Below are 16,723 nucleotides of genomic sequence, written 5' to 3'. Positions count from 1 at the left end.
GGCGCCACGACCGCGTAGCGCCGATTAAAAGTCAGGAAACTTACTTCCAGGTAAAGATTTCCCACGACGGAATCAGCATATCCGGCTGGTCGGAGCGAATGTAGTTCGCGTCCGTACCATCGGCGCGCACCAGGAAATACGGTTTGCCACCCTTTGGCGTGACCTTGATCGCATAGACGAAACCACTGCGACTGTATTCCTGGATAACCTTGTCGCCTTCCGTGTGCGTGTTAATGGTAACTTCCGGCTCCTTTGACGGCGCATCATCCGCCGCCATCGCGGCCAACGGTGAGGCAGCAATCAGACCGACCAGCAGCAAGCGATTTAACGTACGCATGATAACCTTGTCCCTTTGTCGTCAACGGTCCCGCTATTCTAGCGCCGGACCCGCCGAAAAGGTTGATCCTGCTCATGAGCCAAGCCCCCCTCGTCCTGGTGGACGGTTCGTCTTACCTGTACCGCGCCTTTCACGCGCTGCCACCACTGACCACCTCCAAAGGCCTGCCGACCGGTGCGGTCAAAGGCGTGCTGAACATGCTCAAGAGTCTGCGCAAGCAGTACCCGGACAGCCCGTTCGCCGTGGTGTTCGACGCCAAGGGCGGGACATTTCGCGATGAAATGTACGCCGAATACAAAGCCAATCGCCCGAGCATGCCCGACGACATGCGCGTGCAGATCGAGCCGCTGCACCAGAGCGTGATCGCCCTCGGTTTCCCGCTGCTGTGCGTGGAAGGCGTCGAGGCTGACGACGTGATCGGCACCCTGGCGCGCAGCAGCGCGGCGGCGGATCGCCCGGTGATCATCTCCACCGGCGACAAGGACATGGCGCAACTGGTCGATGGCCACATTACTTTGGTCAACACCATGTCCGGTAGCTCGATGGACGTGGAGGGCGTTAAGGAGAAATTCGGCGTCGCTCCGGAGCAGATCATCGATTATCTGGCGCTGATGGGCGATTCGTCCGACAACATTCCGGGCGTTCCCGGCATCGGCCCGAAGACTGCGTCCGGCCTGTTGGTCGGCGTCAACGGCGGCCTCACCGAGCTGTACGCCAATCTCGACATCGTGCCGACCCTGCCGATTCGCGGCGCCAAGACCCTGCCGGCCAAGCTTGAAGAGCACAAGGAGATGGCGTTCCTCTCCTATCAACTGGCGACCATCAAGGTCGACGTGCCGCTGGACGTCGAACTCGACGACCTGCAGATGGGCGCCGAAGACCCGGCCAAGCTCTACGAGCTGTACTCGCTGCTGGAATTCAAAAGCTGGATCAATGATCTCGATCGCGACGCCAAACGTCTGGAACTGAGCGCAGCCAGCGAACCTGCGCTGGCCGGCGATCTGTTCAGCGCACCAGCGGAAGAAGCGCCTGTCGCTCCCGCCGAAGCTGCCTACGAAACCATCCTTGATCAGGCGCGCTTCGACGTCTGGCTGGAAAAACTCAACAACGCCAAGCTGTTCGCCTTCGACACCGAAACCACCGGCATCGACGCGCAGCAAGCGCAGCTGGTCGGCCTGTCGTTCGCCGTGCAGGCCAACGAAGCCGCGTACATTCCGCTGACCCACTCCTACATCGGCGTGCCGGAACAGCTGGATCGCGACACCGTGCTGCGCGCACTCAAGCCGATTCTCGAAGACCCGAGCAAGCTGAAGGTCGGCCAGCACGCCAAGTTCGATATGAATATTCTGGCCAACTGTGCCATCGGCGGCGATCAGAGCCAAGGCATCAACGTGCGCGGCATCGCCTTCGACACGATGCTTGAGTCCTACGTGCTCAACTCCACCGCCACCCGCCACGACATGGACAGCCTCGCGCAGAAGTACTTGGATCACACCACCGTGAGCTTCCAGGACATCGCCGGCAAAGGCGCCAAGCAGCTGACTTTCGACCAGATCGCTTTGGAACAGGCCGGGCCGTACGCCGCCGAAGACGCTGATATCACCCTGCGCCTGCACCAGACGCTGTTCGAAAAACTCAGCGCCATCCCGAGTCTGGCCAGCGTTTTGACCGACATCGAGATTCCGCTGGTGCCGGTACTGGCGCGCATCGAACGCCAAGGCGCGTTCGTTGATGCCGAACTGCTCGGCATTCAGAGCATCGAACTGGGCAACAAAATGGTCGCACTTGAGCGCGAAGCGTTCGAGATCGCCGGGGAAGAATTCAACCTTGGCTCGCCGAAGCAGTTGGGCGTGATTCTCTACGAGAAACTCGGCCTGCCAGTATTGAAGAAGACCGCCAAGGGCCAACCGTCCACCGCTGAAGAAGTGCTAGCGAAGCTCGCTGAAGACGATCACCGCTTGCCGAAGGTGCTGATGGAGCACCGGTCGATGAGCAAGCTGAAAAGCACCTACACCGATCGCCTGCCGGAGCAGATCAATCCGCGCACCGGGCGTGTCCACACCTCGTATCACCAGGCTGTGGCATCGACCGGGCGTTTGTCCTCGAGCGATCCAAACCTGCAGAATATCCCGGTGCGCACCGCGGAAGGCCGGCGCATCCGTCAGGCGTTCGTCGCGCCAAAGGGCTACAAACTGCTGGCGGCGGACTATTCGCAGATCGAACTGCGGATCATGGCGCACCTGTCCAAGGACGAAGGCCTGATGAATGCCTTCCGCAACAATCTGGACGTGCACACCGCCACCGCTGCCGAAGTGTTCAAGGTCGAACTCAACGAAGTGACCTCCGACCAGCGCCGTGGCGCCAAGGCGATCAACTTCGGCCTGATCTACGGCATGGGCGCACAGAAGCTCGGCAAGGACATCGGCGTCGACACCAAGACCGCCAAGGCTTATATCGACACCTACTTCGCCCGTTATCCGGGGGTTCGCGAATACATGGATCGCACCCGCGCACAGGCGGCGGATCAGGGTTATGTCGAGACCTTCTTCGGTCGTCGTCTGTACCTGCCAGAAATCAACTCGAACAAGCCGCAGGAACGTGCCGCTGCCGAGCGCACAGCGATCAACGCGCCGATGCAGGGCACGGCTGCCGACATCATCAAGAAAGCCATGGTGGCGGTGGATAACTGGTTGGCGACATCCGGGCTGGACGCCAAAGTCATCCTGCAGGTGCACGATGAACTGGTGCTGGAGGTTCGTGAGGATCTGGTCGAACAAGTCAGTGCCGAGATTCGCGTGCACATGAGCGAGGCGGCGAAACTGGATGTGCCGCTGCTGGTCGAAGTGGGTGTGGGCAACAATTGGGATGAGGCTCACTGAGGCTTTTGAACACGGTTTGCCGCGACCTGTTGTCGCGGCAGCGCCAGTAAAACCTGCTTATTTCGAAAAGCGCTTGGGATTATTCCAAAGCTTTTTGAAAAAAATCTGAACTAATCTGGAAGGACACCACTCAGAGATACTGAATGGCTGGTGAAGCCCTTCGATGCTCCTATGTTGTGTTAAGTGTTGGCAGATATCTGAACCCCGCCCTAGCGGTTCGGAACTTAAACCCCGGAACTTCTCCCTCCCCAATGAAGTCCGGGGCTTTTTTTGCCCGAAAATTGGCTGTGGCACGCTCAGACTGCGTTGAAAGCACAGCTAAAAATGCTCATTTAGGTAACCTAAACTCCGCTTTTTAGCTGTGCTTTCGCCTTGCCTGAGCGCACCACAGCCAATTTTCTAATCCCTGTTTTACTCAGCCGCCTCGGCGCCTTTGTCTGCCAGTTCCATCCAGCCGGCCAGTACAGTGTAGGCCTCTTCCAGGCCCATGCGTTTTGGCGCCGAGAACAGCTGGATGGTGACCAGGTCGCCCCAACCCTTGCGGATTTCCGACTGCACTTTGAGCAGGGTGTTCTTGGCTGCGCCGTAGGTCAGCTTGTCGGCCTTGGTCAGCAGGATGTGCATTGGCATGCCGGCCGCAACGGCCCAGTCGAGCATCAGCAGGTCGAAGTCGGTCATTGGATGACGGATGTCCATCATCAGAATCAGCCCCTTCAAACTCTCGCGGCCACCGAGGTAAGCCTCGAGGTGACGCTGCCAGTGCATCTTCAGCGGGATCGGTACTTTTGCGTAACCGTAGCCCGGCAGGTCGACCAGACGGCGATCTTCGTCTAGCTTGAAGAAGTTCAACAGCTGTGTGCGACCTGGGGTTTTCGAGGTGCGCGCCAGACTGGCGTGAGTCAAAGTGTTCAGTGCGCTGGATTTGCCGGCGTTGGAACGACCGGCGAACGCTACTTCGAAGCCTTCGTCGTCAGGGCATTGATCGACTTTGGCGGCACTGAGCATAAACGTGGACTGTTGGCACAGGCCGAGGATGGGATTCTTGAGTTGCATGGGATTTCCGATGTGGGCGGCGCCGGGATTGGGCGCGGAACGCGGTGTCGCTTCCGTTTCAGTGACGCCAGTATATAATGCCGCAGATTTTGTGTGTGCTTTGTCCCAGCGTAGGATGAAGTTCACGAGAGCGACAGACCTTGATTGCGCATTAGAACGCAGAACGCTCTCAACCCTGAAAAGGTCGTTTTATGACGAAATGGCTGCTGGCTGCCGGAGTCTTGATGCCGCTTTACAGCGCACAGGCTACACAGGATCCGGAAGCTGTGTACAACCGTGTTTGTGGTGCCTGTCATTCCGGCCAACTACCAATGGCGCCCGAAAGAGGCGATCAGGAAGCTTGGACGCCGAGGTTGGCGAAAGGTATGGAGACGCTGGTGCAACACGTGACCCAGGGTTTCAAGGCGATGCCGCCGCGTGGTTTGTGCATGGACTGCAGTGCCGAGGATTACCAAGCCATCATCCTGTGGATGAGCGCGAGTAAGCCCGGTCCATAACTTAACCCTTAGCCGTAGTTGGATTAGCTGATGAACAAATTGATCGTGAGTCTGCTGTTGACCGTGGGAATCTCAGGCTTCGCCCATGCTGCCGGTGATGCCGCAGCAGGCCAGGCAAAAGCCGCCGTATGCGGAGCCTGCCATGGCCCGGACGGGAACAGCATGGCGCCAAACTTTCCGAAACTGGCCGGTCAAGGTGAACGCTACCTGACCAAGCAATTGCACGACATCAAGTCGGGCAAGCGCACCGTTCTGGAAATGACCGGATTGCTGACCAACCTGAGCGATCAGGACCTGGCCGACATCGCCGCCTACTTCGCCAGCCAGAAAGGCAGCGTCGGCGCCGCCGATCCGAAGATCGTCGCTCGCGGTGAGGCCCTGTTCCGTGGCGGCAACCTGGCCAAGGGCCTGCCCGCTTGCACCGGCTGTCACTCACCGAACGGCGCTGGCAACGCCGCGGCAGGCTTCCCGCACCTGGGTGGCCAACACGCTCAATACATCGCCAAGCAACTGACCGATTTCCGCAAGGAAGAAGGCGGCCGCAACAACGACGGCGACACCATGACCATGCAGACCATCGCCAAGCGCCTGAGCGACGAAGATATTGCTGCGGTCTCCAGCTACATTCAAGGTCTGCACTAAGCGCATTTGGCAGCGATAGATCTCGCGCAACGTTAACGCTCGATTAATCCGTCGCAGCAAGTATAAAAAGGGTGGCTTTGGCCGCCCTTTTTTGTGGCCGCTACCGTTACACTACAGAACTCATGCCCGCCAGGATCTGTCTGAAAACAGGTCGCGCGAGGCGACCCAAATTGTCCAGGAGTAAAGCATGCGTAATCTGATCATCAGCGCCGCCCTCGTCGCTGCCAGCCTGTTCGGCGTGACCGCTCAAGCCGCCGAAGCCCCTGCCGCACCTTATGTCGAATTGGCTAACCCGGTGCCAGTGGCAGAGCCTGGCAAGATCGAAGTGGTCGAGCTGTTCTGGTACGGCTGCCCGCACTGCTACGCCTTTGAGCCGGTGATCAACCCTTGGGTTGATAAACTGCCGTCCGACGTCAACTTCGTACGCATCCCGGCCATGTTCGGCGGCCCGTGGGACGCTCACGGCCAGATGTTCCTGACCCTCGAAGCCATGGGTGTCGAGCACAAGGTTCACAACGCAGTTTTCGAAGCAATCCAGAAACAACACAAGAAGCTGACCGACAAGAACGACATGGCTGACTTCCTCGCCACTCAAGGCGTGGACAAGGATAAATTCCTCGCCACTTTCGACTCGTTCGCCATCAAGGGTCAGATCGTAAAAGCTCGCGAACTGGCCAAGAAGTATGAAATCACTGGCGTTCCAACCATGATCGTCAACGGCAAATACCGTTTTGACATCGGCTCCGCCGGTGGTGCCGAGCAAGCGCTGAAACTGGCTGACCAACTGGTCGCCAAAGAGCGAGCGGCAACCAAGGCTGCTGCCAACTAAGCGCGGCAACCGCCATGCGCCGCTGGAAGTCCGAACGCATCGTTGGCCTGCATGATCCGCAGGTCAATGAGCATCACCTGGAGTCAACGGGCCTGCCCGCAGACCAGCGTCTGCGTTTGCTCAGTTTCAATATCCAGGTCGGCATCAGCACCGAGCGCTATCGGCATTACCTGACCCGTAGCTGGCAGCACCTGCTGCCGCACAACGGGCGTTCAGGCAACCTGCAAAAGATCGGCGACCTGCTGGGCGACTTCGATCTGGTCGCCCTGCAGGAAGCCGATGGCGGCAGCCTGCGTTCGGGCTACGTCAATCAGGTGGAACATCTGGCCCAACTCGGCGCCTTCCCCTACTGGTATCAACAACTCAATCGCAATCTCGGCCGACTCGCTCAGCACAGCAACGGCGTGCTCAGTCGTCTGAAACCGTCGGCGATTGAAGATCACCCGCTGCCCGGCCCGAAAGGTCGCGGGGCGATTCTGCTGCGTTTCGGCGAAGGCCCGGAAGCGCTGGTGGTGGTGATGATGCATCTGGCCCTTGGCGCGCGAACCCGCAGCCTGCAACTGGCCTATATTCGTGAGCTGATCGGTGGCTATAAACACCAAGTGTTGATGGGCGACATGAACACCCATGCCAGCGATCTGCTACAACATTCTCCGTTACGCGATCTCGGCCTGCTGGCCCCGCAGGTGGAAGCGACATTCCCCAGCTGGCGCCCGCAGCGTTGCCTTGATCATATTTTGCTCAGCCCGACCCTGACCCTGGAAAAGGTCGAAGTGCTGGCACAACCGATTTCCGATCACCTGCCGGTCGCGGTAGAGATTCGTCTGCCGGGTTCGCTCACGGCCGATGCATTGCCCGCGTTGAGTCCTGCCCCTCGCGGAACCCCTGAATGAGCGACGACGCCCAGCGCTGGAAAGAGAAGTACCTCAAAAGCATCGAACAACAGGACAAACTCGAACGTCGCTGGGCCGCCAGGCTCGACTTGCTGCGTCGCGGCCTGGTGCGCAGCACGCTGGCGGCTGAAGGCACCGATAAAGTCGTTGATCAGTGCATGAAAGAGATGCGCGACGTGGTGCGCACTGATGACATGGACGCCGGCCTCGCCGCCCTGCTGCCGCGCCTGGAAAAAGCCGTGCTCGATTCCGAGCAGCGCCGCGAAACCCGCATCGATCAAGTCAGTACCGCGCTGACATCGCTGGTCACTCAGTTGCAGGCTTTGCCGTTGCCGCGTGAAGTCGCTCAGCCACTGAAGAAATTCGCCAAACAACTGGATAGCCGCGTCGGTTCGGCGCGGGAAATGCCACTGTTGCTGAGTGAACTCAGCGGCTTGCAGGGCAAGGCTTTGAGTCAGCTGGAAACGCCAGCCGAGCCGGGACGCCCAGGATTGTTGCAGCGTTTGTTTGGTAGCCGTGACAGCGAAGAAGCGCTAGCGACACAATCCCCCGCGCAGGTTCCAGCCTCGCCGCCAGAGCAACCACTGGCTGCACCGTCAACCACAGCGGAAACCGCACAGCTCGCGCCTGTCGCGGCGGCTGAGCCGGTACCGGCAGCGCCTGCCAGCGAAGCACTTGCGCCTGTTGTCGAACCACCCACGCCAGCCGCTCCAGCCCAGTTGGAACCGGCAAATGTAGTGGCCTTCGTACCGCCAACGGTCATCAGCGAAGTTATCAGTGAACCGCTCGAACCGGAGGCAGAGCGCTTCGAGCCCGAGCCTGTTTTCGCCCCGGCTTCAGCGCCGGCTCAAGCGCCGATCACCGCTGAGGCGGTCAATCCCGATGAACTGATCCACCCCGGTGATCCATCAACACCGATCATCGACAGCCTGCCCCTGCCCGAACCGATTGCTCAGGCGCTGGCCGCCATCGACCCGGAACAGCCCGAGCACGACATCCTGTTCGCCCTGCCGGACACCCCGGAGCCGTCTTACAGTTCCGTGGCCAAGCACATCGAAGACACCCTGATCGGGCTGCTCGACGACCTGACTCTGCCGGAACGCCACCGCCCGCAAGCCGAAGCCATGCGTGAGCGGCTAAAACACGGTTTGAACTGGTACGAACTGATCCCTATTCTCGACGATCTTGCAACGTTGATGCTGGCGATCACCGACAGCGGCCAGCACGAATTCGAAGCCTATCTACAACAGCTCAATGAACGCCTCGAAGCGTTTCAGAGCAATCTGCAAGCCGCCAGCGAGGGCCATGCCGACAACAGCTCGGCGGCGAAAGCCATGGACACGCAGATCCGTGAGCAAGTCGACGGCCTGCAGACCAGCGTGCAGGAAGCTGCGGATCTGGAAGACCTCAAGCACGTGCTGGAAAATCATCTTGAAGGCCTGCTCGGCACCATGGACCAGCATCAGAAGCAGCGCGACGCCCGCGAGCAGGAAGTCGCCACGCGGCTGAAAAGCCTGTCCGAACGCGTGGCGCATATGGAGCAGGAAGCCCAGGGTTTCCGCGAACATCTTGAAGTACAACGGCAGAAAGCACTGATCGACCCGCTCACCGGCCTGCCGAACCGCGCCGCGTGGAGCGAACGCCTTGAGCATGAAATCAAACAGTGGCAACTGCACGGCAACACGCTGAGCCTGGCCATGCTCGACCTCGATCACTTCAAGCGGATCAATGACAACTACGGCCATCTGGCCGGCGACAAGGTGCTGAAAATCATCGCCACCGTACTGCGCAAGCGTCTGCGCGGCGCCGATTTCATCGCCCGTTTCGGCGGTGAGGAGTTCGTTCTGTTGATGCCGGCGACGCCGCCAGCGGTCGGCGCAAAACTGCTGGAAACCCTGCGCGCCGCTATCGAAGCCTGCCCGTTCCACTTCAAGGGTGAACGAGTGACCATCACCATCTCCATGGGACTGGCGACATTCCGTGCCGGAGAACACAGCGATCTTGTATTGAAGAGAGCCGATCAGGCGTTATACCGAGCGAAAAATGCGGGGCGCAACAGGGTCGAGCTGGGCTGAGCAAATTGTTCCATTTTGTTTAAATCCGCCCACTGACCGTCGAGACGCGAGGCAGTACGTTACACTGTTGCATTACTGTCTTGCGTGTACTGCCTTCTGCCATGAAATTCTTTACCCTCCTCGCTTCGCTGCTCGTTCTGGCCGGTTGTGCCAGCGGCCCTCGCTACAACACCAGCCATCCTTCGGCCAATTACGACAGCCGCATTCAGTTTGTGGTTGTGCATTACACGTCGGCCTCGCTGGAGCGCTCGCTGCAATTGCTGACCCACGGCGAAGTCAGCAGCCATTACCTGATCGGCGACGACAAGAGCGGCACCATCTACAAGCTGATGGACGAAAACCAGCGCGCCTGGCACGCCGGCGAAAGCCAATGGCAGGGCCGTACCTGGCTTAACTCAAGCTCGATCGGTATCGAAATCGTCAATCCGGGCTTCAAGGACACCCCGACCGGCCGTCTGTGGTATCCGTACAGCGAAGCGCAGATTCAATCGTTGATCGTCCTGCTCAAGGACATCAGCAAGCGCAATGGAATCAGCCCGCGCCACATCATTGGCCATAGCGACATCGCGCCATTGCGCAAACTCGATCCGGGCCCTTTGTTCCCGTGGAAACGTCTCGCCGCCGAAGGCTTGGGCGTATGGCCGAACGAACAGGCAGTAGCACGCCAGCAAATGCTGTTCAACAGCAGCGAACTGCCGAGCATCAGCTGGTTCCAGGCACAGTTGGCGCACTTGGGTTATGACACACCGCAGACCGGTGAGCTGGACGTTGCCACACGCCACGTCCTCGCCGCCTTCCAGATGCACTTCCGCCCTTCGCGCTTCGACGGCACGCCGGATGCACAAACGGCAGCGTTGTTGCTGGTACTCAATCAGACAAAATAATGACGCCCGCCCGACGGTCAGGGCGAAATTGCAATCAGCAGCTATAACTCATTGGTAATTCTTCGGATATTCCATGATGGTTGCTACCCGAGAGACGCTGCGTAGCTGGTTTTATCGCCCCTGGTTTTTGGCGATGATCGCGGCTGTCCTCAGTGCCTGCCTGCTGATCGCCGGCGGTATGTTCGTGGCGATGCGTCAGGTCGAGCAAAACGAAAGCCAACAAATGAACGCACAAGGCGAACGTTTCCTGGCCCGCCTCGAACAATTGTTTGGCCAGTTGCGTGAAAGTCTCGATGACCTGGAAGCGCAGCCCTTGCGCAGTTGTGACGATGAAATGATCGCCACCCTGCAGCAAGTCACCTTCAACTATCGCTTCGTCTATGAAGCGGCTTACATGGACGCTTCGCGGATCTGCTCCAACCGTCCGCGCCAGGAAGGCCTGTCGGTGGTCCGCGCGCCAGACATCAAAGGCCCGACCTACAGCTATTGGCTGAACACCACCACCGAACCTGATGAAAACCGCGCGGCGCTGATGCTGGGGCGCGGCAATTTCCGCGTCGCCACCTCGCGCGGGCATCTGACCGACATGGTCGATTTGTCTCCCGGTAGCAGCCTGCTGGTGGTGCTCGATCATGGCACCCGTGCTATCCCGGTGCTTGGCACGGCGCAAGCCTGGCCACCCGCGGAACACTGGCCACCGAAAAATCGCGATGCCCTGCAAGTTACGCAAACCCGGCTGATCTACCGCATGCCCACGGATAATCCGGAGTATCAGTTGGTCCTGATCACACCCAGAACCGGCATGCACATTCCGGCTGTCTGGTGGTGGATCATCCCGGCGTGTCTGCTGCTCGGCGCCTTTGTCGGATTTTTCGTGTTCTTACTGGTGCGCCAGCGTCAGTCTCTGGATGCCGAACTACACGGTGCAATTCGCCGTGGCGAGCTGCAGGTGCTCTATCAACCGATCTTCGACCTCGACAGCCGCAACTGCGTCGGTGCCGAGGCCCTGCTGCGCTGGCGCCGCCCCGACGGTACGCTGACCAGCCCTGACCTGTTCATCCCCATGGCAGAAAACACCGGGCAGATCCGGCAGATGACCGACTTCGTCCTGCAGCGCCTGCTGGAGCAACTGGGCCAGTTGCTGCGCGCCAATCCGCAGCTATACATCTCGGTCAACCTGGCAGCCTGCGACGTGATGGTGCCACGCATCGGCCAGGTCATGGCGCGGCTGCTCACACTGCATCGCGTGGCGGCGCGGCAGATTGCCTTCGAGGTCACCGAACGTGGCTTGATTGATGTGGTGGTGGCACGGGAAAACCTGCAAGCGCTGCGCGATGTTGGCCATCAGGTGCTGATCGACGATTTCGGCACCGGCTATTGCAGCCTCGCCTACTTGCAAACCTTGCCAGTGGACTGCTTGAAGATCGACAAAGCATTCATTGATGCACTGGGCCATGACGCGGCCAGCAGCGGCGTCGCCCCGCACATCATTCACATGGCCCAGGCGCTGGATTTGAAGGTGATTGCCGAAGGCATCGAGCTCGAATCCCAAGCGCAATTGCTCAGCAGTGAAGGGGTGAAATTCGGTCAGGGCTGGTTGTTCGCCCATGCGCTGAGCGCGGTGCAATTCATCGAACTGATCACCCGTGGCCGGCGCCTTGCCGGTCGACGCATGGATGATGAAGCCTAGACAGCGAGCGCCATATAAAACTGCGTGCCCTGCCCCGGCCGTGAGTAAACGCCCATGCGTCCACCATGCAACTGGACGATTTCCTTGCACAACGCCAAGCCCAAACCGGCACCGCCCTTCTTGCGCCCTACCTGCACGAAAGGTTCGAAGATCCGCCCCTGCTGGCCGTAGGCAATGCCTTCGCCGTTGTCTTCGACGCTGACAATCAGCCGCTCGCCATGCCGACGTGCCTGCAAGCGGATCTGACCGTCGCGGGCGGTATGGCGCAAGGCGTTGTCGATCAGGTTATCCAGCACACGATCGAGCTGTGCCTGATCGGCCTGCAAACGTGGCAACGGTCCCTGCACTTCGACATGCAGGGCGATGCCCTTGGCCGCCGCCGAATCGGCAAAGCGCAGTTGCGCCTGCTCCAGCAAATCCTCGATGGAGCATGGTGCCAGCGTGAGTTTCTGCAGGCCATTCTGATAACGCGAGAAGTTGAGCAAGTCGTTTATCAACTGCATCAAGCGCTGCATCTCTTCGTTCACGGTGTCGAGCAAATCGGCTTCGCGCGATTCCGGGGCGTACTTCGCTCGTTCGCGGAACAGCCCGAAGGCCATGTGCATGCCGGTGACCGGCGTGCGCAGCTCATGGGAAGCGCGCAACACGAATTCGCTGCGCACCCGCTCGAAGGCGCGTTGCTCGGTCACGTCATGCAAGACCATCACCGCGCCAAGGATATGCCCCTGCGTGTGGCTGACCGGCGTCAGGCTGTAGGTCAGCAAACGAGATTCGCCGTCGACCTCGATGCTCAGGTCTTCCGGTGCGCGCTCAAGCGAGCCACCGCGCAACACCAGTTGCAACTGCGCATCCAGCTCCGGCCGCTCCAGCGCGGTGCCCAAGCCTTGGCCGAGGCGATCATCTTCCCAACCCAACTGGCGCTGAGCCACCGGATTGAGGTGTTCCAGATGCCCCTGGCGGTCGATCATCAGCAAGCCGTCGTCGATACTGTCGAGCACCGCTTGCAGCCGCTGCTGACCGGCGAACAATTCGTCGACGTTGGTCGCCTGATGTTCCCGCAGGGCCTCAGCCATCAGGCCGAAACGCTTGGTCAGCAGGTTCATTTCCATCGCGGAGGAAATCGGCAGGGTCACTTCAAAATTGCCTTGGCCGATATTGTCCGCCGCCTGCGCCAGCGCCTCGATCGGCGCGCCGAAACGCCGGGCAATCCCGTGGGCCGTGATGAAGCCGATGATCAACACCGCCAGCCCGACAAATCCCAGCAGACCGGCGATCAACAATGCCCGGTCGCGCGCTTGATGCTGAACCGCGTTAATGTTGTCCAGTGCATGCTTGTGTTCAGTGATCAAACCGTTGCGCAGCGTGTTGAAGCGCTCTCGGAGGTTGGCGTTGCTGCTCAACGCAGCCGCCGGATCACGGGACACATCAAAGGCCTGAAGAAAACTCAGGTAATCAGCCTTGGCCTGACTGAAACCATACTGGCGGCCATCGCCAATGTGCTCTTGGGCGATACCGTCATCAAGCAACTTGAGATACTGCTGCTTGGACGCCTCGAACGCGACCGGATCGGGTTCTTCGGCGAGCATGAGGACCAGTTGATCACCCAGGGTTTGTCGCAGCTTGAGGCCCAGATCGAGAGTGACGAAGTTGTTACGCAGCGTCGTTTCCTGCGAGCCAGCCATTTGCATCACGCTGACCAGCCCGAGCAACAGCCCGAGCAAGGCCACGGTGATGAGAGCGGAAATGCTCAAGAACAAACGGGTCCGCAACTTCATCGCCAATTTCATCGTCGGGCACTCACAGGTTGTACTGCTTGCGCTTGCGATACAGGGTCGAGGCATCGATGCCGAGCGTTTTCGCCGCTTGGTCCAAGGTGCCGGCGGTGGCGAGGACGGCGCCGATGTGCGCCTTCTCCAACTCATCGAGACTCAACGCGGCACCGACTCGTGGCGCGTTGTTGGCCGGTTGTTCGGCCATGCCCAGGTGGCTGATCTCCACGCGTTCCTGCGGGCAGATGATGCTCGCCCGCTCGACCACGTTGCGCAACTCGCGAATGTTGCCCGGCCAGCGATAGCCGAGCAGTGCCTCGCGAGCCTCGTCGCTGAAGCCACGTGCCGGACGCGCATACTCTTTGACGAAGCGGGCGAGGAAGCGGTCGGCCAACGTCAGGATGTCCTCGGCGCGCTCGCGCAGTGGCGGCAGGTGCAGGGTGATGACGTTCAGGCGATAGAGCAGGTCTTCACGGAAACGCCCGTCACGGACCATGTCTTCGAGATTGAGATTGGTCGCCGCTAGAATGCGCACGTCGGCGCGGCGGGTGACCGGATCCCCTACCCGCTCGTATTCCTTGTCCTGAATGAAACGTAGCAACTTGGGTTGTAATGTCAGTGGAAAATCGCCGATCTCGTCGAGAAACAGAGTGCCGCCGTCAGCCTGATTGACTCGACCCAACGTGCTTTCGCTGGCCCCGGTAAAGGCGCCACGACTGTGACCGAACAGCTCGCTTTCCATCAATTCCGCCGTCAGCGACGGGCAGTTGATGGTCACGCAGGATTTTTTCTCGCGCTTGCTCCAGCCGTGAATCGCTCGGGCTAGCTCACCTTTACCAGTGCCGGACTCGCCGAGGATCAGAATGTTGGCGTCGGTGCCGGCGACCTGACGTGCAGTTTCCAGTACGACTTTCATCGCCGGGCTGTGGGAATCGAGACCGTCCTTCGGTTTGCGGATCTCGCCTTCGAGGGCCTCGAGGCGCGCCGACAGTTGGCGCACTTCCAATTGCTTGGCAGTGGCCAGACGCAACTGATCCGGGCTGCACGGTTTGACCAGATAGTCGGCGGCGCCGGCCTGGATCGCGTCGACGGCGGTATCGACAGCCGAATGCGCGGTGACAATCACCACTCGCATCCATGGTGCCTGAATGCGCATCTGCGCCAGTACGTCGAGGCCGTTGTCTTCTCCCAGACGTAAATCAAGGAAGCACAGATCGAAGACCTGGCGTTGCAGCAAGGTGTCGGCCTGAGCCGCGCTGTTGGCTGTGGCAACCGTATAGCCTTCATCTTCGAGGCAATAACGGAAAGTACGCAGGATGGCGGATTCGTCGTCCACCAGCAGAATGCGGCCTTGATGCTCAGTGGCAGATTCCATTTTTCCTACGCTCCATAGTGATTGGTCTTGGGTTAGTCCCGGAAAAATCGGGCAAGTTGCATGGTTGATTCTGAACGATGCCAGCCATAGGAGGGTAGCTCTCTCCTGCCTTTACGGCCAATACGTTGATTTTGTTGGTTTTTTAAACAAATGCCGATTTGCAGGGCATTCCCTGCGTACTTTTCTGACATCTGCGCCCTGCTCTCAATTCCATAAGAATGAAATCTCCTACGAAAAAATCGTGCATTGCGCACGATCCCAGATGCCCCATCGTGCAGGATGCGTCGCGAAGGTTTTCTACCGCGCCTATAACCAATTGATTTTATTGAATATTTTTCAATTAAAAAACTGGCATGCAGGCTGCAATACCTCATTCAGCCCGGGCAGAAATGAACTGCCCCAACCGAATAAGAGTGAGGAACCCAGGATGACTCGCCAACGTGCCGCCCAAGTGCGTATCTCGCCACTGCATATTCAGCAAGGTCTGTTTGGCGTACTGGCGCTGTTGATCACCCTGATCGCCTGTCAGCAATACCTGCGCTGGGAAAACAGCCAGCAGGTTGAGCCGCTGATTTCGATCCAGCACAACACGCAAACGCACTTCAGCGCCGTCAGCAGCAGCCAGGCCGAGAGCGCCTCGATGCGCATGATGGATGTCGATCAGGCGCAGCCGCTGGATCAACTGCCACGTGAAGAGCGTTGGGTTTTCTAAAGAACAGATGAATTCGGGCGCGCAGCGCCAGAACACGTAACACCCCTAAATAGAGAAGTAAGGAGAATCACCATGTTGAGCTGGGCAATTACATTCTTGATCATTGCCATCATCGCTGCAGTACTGGGCTTCGGTGGTATCGCGGGCACCGCCACGGGTATCGCCAAGATTCTCTTTGTCGTGTTCCTGGTGATGTTCATCGCTTCCTTCTTCTTTGGCCGTCGCGGCCGAGGTTAACGATGACTGTGTTAAAGACACTGGCAGCCGCCCTGCTTCTGGGCGGCAGTGCCATGGCGATGGCGGCCAATGACGGCCAGGCGCGGGTCAACGAACTATTGAGTTCCGACCCGCAGTATCGCGAAACCTGGGAAGGCGTGGTGAAGAAGGAAGAACGCCTGCCGGAATGGGTGATGAACCTGTCCGGCACGCCTGACCAGCAGATGAATGCCGTGACTGAAGATGGCGACCAGTATCTGGTCGGCCCGCTCTGCGAATCCGCAGACAAGTGCCTGAACCACCGCTTGATCGTCGCGTTCAGTTTCGACAAGAAAGACGCATACGCCATGCTCGTGGATGTGCCCGAAGGACTGCCGGCCGACAAGTCGCCAACGCGACATGCCACCTACCGCTTCCTCGGCAAACCCGATCAGGGCATGCAGGATCTTTTGATGGAAACCCTGAAGAAAGATCCGAAGTGGTACTGATTTGAACATGAAGGCAGCAGCCCTGCTGCCTTCCATTGCGCCCACCTGAGGAAGGCAGGCGCATGACCAAGGGGCCGGGACGTTCTGACTGTTGCAGGGTCGGAGTGACCTACGGGGACAGGGAGTGCCTGCGCAAGGGCCGGGTCAGGGTAAAAGCTGCGCCGCAGGTTCGCCGACCCGTAGTGGCTCGACGGACTTGCGCTGAGCTTTCCAACACGCAAAACATTGACCCAGAGCGTCTAGCTCATCCTTTTTATCGCTGACACTGCGCGCGAAAACATTACGCGGTGTTTCATGGCGACCGTATATCGACAAAGAGACCACTTAAACAGTAGGACTTCTAGTCTTCCTGCGTAGGCTTTTTCCTAAATATTTCGTCGATTT

The 16,723-nt window shown here is 59.2% G+C and carries 15 protein-coding genes; 11 read left to right on the top strand and 4 right to left on the bottom strand.

Annotated elements, in window-relative coordinates:
• Nucleotides 1-40: 40 nt before the first annotated feature.
• Nucleotides 41-337: a DUF2782 domain-containing protein gene (locus ACOYXH_RS25835; protein ID WP_093429504.1), complete on the bottom strand. Its 297-nt coding sequence runs from the start codon at nt 335-337 to the stop codon at nt 41-43.
• A 74-nt stretch (nt 338-411) separates the two neighbouring features.
• Here ACOYXH_RS25835 and polA point away from each other — a divergent pair, with 74 nt between their 5' ends.
• Nucleotides 412-3,216: a DNA polymerase I gene (polA, locus tag ACOYXH_RS25830; protein ID WP_095049539.1), complete on the top strand. Its 2,805-nt coding sequence runs from the start codon at nt 412-414 to the stop codon at nt 3,214-3,216.
• 411 nt (nt 3,217-3,627) lie between these two features.
• Here the strand turns inward: polA and yihA are convergent, their stop codons facing one another.
• A complete protein-coding gene (gene yihA / locus ACOYXH_RS25825) occupies nt 3,628-4,269 on the bottom strand; it encodes a ribosome biogenesis GTP-binding protein YihA/YsxC (protein ID WP_007911767.1) in 642 nt (213 codons plus the stop codon).
• A 191-nt stretch (nt 4,270-4,460) separates the two neighbouring features.
• Between yihA and ACOYXH_RS25820 the strand changes: the two genes are divergently transcribed.
• The 7 genes from ACOYXH_RS25820 to ACOYXH_RS25790 all read left to right on the top strand — a co-directional run bounded on the left by ACOYXH_RS25820 (nt 4,461) and on the right by ACOYXH_RS25790 (nt 11,779).
• Nucleotides 4,461-4,766 (top strand): c-type cytochrome, encoded by a 306-nt coding sequence (locus ACOYXH_RS25820; RefSeq protein ID WP_095049540.1) that lies wholly within the window; start codon nt 4,461-4,463, stop codon nt 4,764-4,766.
• A 30-nt stretch (nt 4,767-4,796) separates the two neighbouring features.
• Nucleotides 4,797-5,408, top strand: coding sequence for a c-type cytochrome (locus ACOYXH_RS25815; protein ID WP_016986443.1), 612 nt, complete (start codon nt 4,797-4,799; stop codon nt 5,406-5,408).
• Nucleotides 5,409-5,595: 187 nt separating this feature from the next.
• The gene (locus ACOYXH_RS25810; RefSeq protein ID WP_134176534.1) at nt 5,596-6,237 is read left to right on the top strand and encodes a thiol:disulfide interchange protein DsbA/DsbL; all 642 of its coding nucleotides are present in this window, start codon (nt 5,596-5,598) and stop codon (nt 6,235-6,237) included.
• 14 nt (nt 6,238-6,251) lie between these two features.
• Nucleotides 6,252-7,130 carry an endonuclease/exonuclease/phosphatase family protein gene (locus ACOYXH_RS25805; RefSeq protein ID WP_007911779.1) on the top strand — a complete coding sequence of 293 codons (879 nt, stop codon included), beginning with the start codon at nt 6,252-6,254 and terminating at the stop codon, nt 7,128-7,130.
• Nucleotides 7,127-9,205 carry a diguanylate cyclase gene (locus ACOYXH_RS25800; protein WP_460066579.1) on the top strand — a complete coding sequence of 693 codons (2,079 nt, stop codon included), beginning with the start codon at nt 7,127-7,129 and terminating at the stop codon, nt 9,203-9,205. Before ACOYXH_RS25805 ends, ACOYXH_RS25800 begins: the two co-directional genes overlap by 4 nt.
• A 101-nt stretch (nt 9,206-9,306) precedes the next feature.
• Nucleotides 9,307-10,089 (top strand): N-acetylmuramoyl-L-alanine amidase, encoded by a 783-nt coding sequence (locus ACOYXH_RS25795; RefSeq protein WP_095049543.1) that lies wholly within the window; start codon nt 9,307-9,309, stop codon nt 10,087-10,089.
• 76 nt (nt 10,090-10,165) lie between these two features.
• Nucleotides 10,166-11,779, top strand: coding sequence for an EAL domain-containing protein (locus tag ACOYXH_RS25790; protein ID WP_460067320.1), 1,614 nt, complete (start codon nt 10,166-10,168; stop codon nt 11,777-11,779).
• Here ACOYXH_RS25790 and ACOYXH_RS25785 read toward each other — a convergent pair.
• Both ACOYXH_RS25785 and algB read right to left on the bottom strand, forming a co-directional pair.
• Nucleotides 11,776-13,566 (bottom strand): KinB sensor domain-containing domain, encoded by a 1,791-nt coding sequence (locus ACOYXH_RS25785; protein ID WP_220557235.1) that lies wholly within the window; start codon nt 13,564-13,566, stop codon nt 11,776-11,778. The genes ACOYXH_RS25790 and ACOYXH_RS25785 overlap by 4 nt on opposite strands.
• A gap of 10 nt (nt 13,567-13,576) precedes the next feature.
• Complete coding sequence (gene algB / locus ACOYXH_RS25780) at nt 13,577-14,923, bottom strand: sigma-54-dependent response regulator transcription factor AlgB (RefSeq protein ID WP_095049546.1); 1,347 nt, start codon at nt 14,921-14,923, stop codon at nt 13,577-13,579.
• 427 nt (nt 14,924-15,350) lie between these two features.
• On the opposite strand from algB, the gene ACOYXH_RS25775 reads away from it, so the two are divergent.
• The 3 genes from ACOYXH_RS25775 to ACOYXH_RS25765 all read left to right on the top strand — a co-directional run bounded on the left by ACOYXH_RS25775 (nt 15,351) and on the right by ACOYXH_RS25765 (nt 16,339).
• Entirely contained in the window at nt 15,351-15,635 is a 285-nt protein-coding gene (locus ACOYXH_RS25775) for a hypothetical protein (RefSeq protein ID WP_093429512.1), read from the top strand.
• Nucleotides 15,636-15,707: 72 nt separating this feature from the next.
• Nucleotides 15,708-15,872 carry a DUF1328 domain-containing protein gene (locus tag ACOYXH_RS25770; protein ID WP_003177151.1) on the top strand — a complete coding sequence of 55 codons (165 nt, stop codon included), beginning with the start codon at nt 15,708-15,710 and terminating at the stop codon, nt 15,870-15,872.
• A 2-nt stretch (nt 15,873-15,874) separates the two neighbouring features.
• On the top strand, nt 15,875-16,339 hold the full coding sequence (locus tag ACOYXH_RS25765) for an inhibitor of vertebrate lysozyme family protein (protein WP_095049547.1): 465 nt from the start codon (nt 15,875-15,877) through the stop codon (nt 16,337-16,339).
• Nucleotides 16,340-16,723 lie beyond the last annotated feature (384 nt).

Source organism: Pseudomonas sp. Mb7 (genome assembly GCF_054790525.1).
The sequence above is the reverse complement of the archived record's forward strand: the minus strand, read 5'-3'. Positions and strand labels throughout refer to the sequence as shown.

Excerpts from the sequence above, each read along its gene's own strand:
- ACOYXH_RS25835 (WP_093429504.1), bottom strand. The coding sequence starts at position 337 with ATGCGTACGTTAAATCGCTTGCTGCTGGTCGGTCTGATTGCTGCCTCA.
- polA (WP_095049539.1), top strand. The coding sequence starts at position 412 with ATGAGCCAAGCCCCCCTCGTCCTGGTGGACGGTTCGTCTTACCTGTAC.
- yihA (WP_007911767.1), bottom strand. The coding sequence starts at position 4,269 with ATGCAACTCAAGAATCCCATCCTCGGCCTGTGCCAACAGTCCACGTTT.
- ACOYXH_RS25820 (WP_095049540.1), top strand. The coding sequence starts at position 4,461 with ATGACGAAATGGCTGCTGGCTGCCGGAGTCTTGATGCCGCTTTACAGC.
- ACOYXH_RS25815 (WP_016986443.1), top strand. The coding sequence starts at position 4,797 with ATGAACAAATTGATCGTGAGTCTGCTGTTGACCGTGGGAATCTCAGGC.
- ACOYXH_RS25810 (WP_134176534.1), top strand. The coding sequence starts at position 5,596 with ATGCGTAATCTGATCATCAGCGCCGCCCTCGTCGCTGCCAGCCTGTTC.
- ACOYXH_RS25805 (WP_007911779.1), top strand. The coding sequence starts at position 6,252 with ATGCGCCGCTGGAAGTCCGAACGCATCGTTGGCCTGCATGATCCGCAG.
- ACOYXH_RS25800 (WP_460066579.1), top strand. The coding sequence starts at position 7,127 with ATGAGCGACGACGCCCAGCGCTGGAAAGAGAAGTACCTCAAAAGCATC.
- ACOYXH_RS25795 (WP_095049543.1), top strand. The coding sequence starts at position 9,307 with ATGAAATTCTTTACCCTCCTCGCTTCGCTGCTCGTTCTGGCCGGTTGT.
- ACOYXH_RS25790 (WP_460067320.1), top strand. The coding sequence starts at position 10,166 with ATGGTTGCTACCCGAGAGACGCTGCGTAGCTGGTTTTATCGCCCCTGG.
- ACOYXH_RS25785 (WP_220557235.1), bottom strand. The coding sequence starts at position 13,566 with ATGAAATTGGCGATGAAGTTGCGGACCCGTTTGTTCTTGAGCATTTCC.
- algB (WP_095049546.1), bottom strand. The coding sequence starts at position 14,923 with ATGGAATCTGCCACTGAGCATCAAGGCCGCATTCTGCTGGTGGACGAC.
- ACOYXH_RS25775 (WP_093429512.1), top strand. The coding sequence starts at position 15,351 with ATGACTCGCCAACGTGCCGCCCAAGTGCGTATCTCGCCACTGCATATT.
- ACOYXH_RS25770 (WP_003177151.1), top strand. The coding sequence starts at position 15,708 with ATGTTGAGCTGGGCAATTACATTCTTGATCATTGCCATCATCGCTGCA.
- ACOYXH_RS25765 (WP_095049547.1), top strand. The coding sequence starts at position 15,875 with ATGACTGTGTTAAAGACACTGGCAGCCGCCCTGCTTCTGGGCGGCAGT.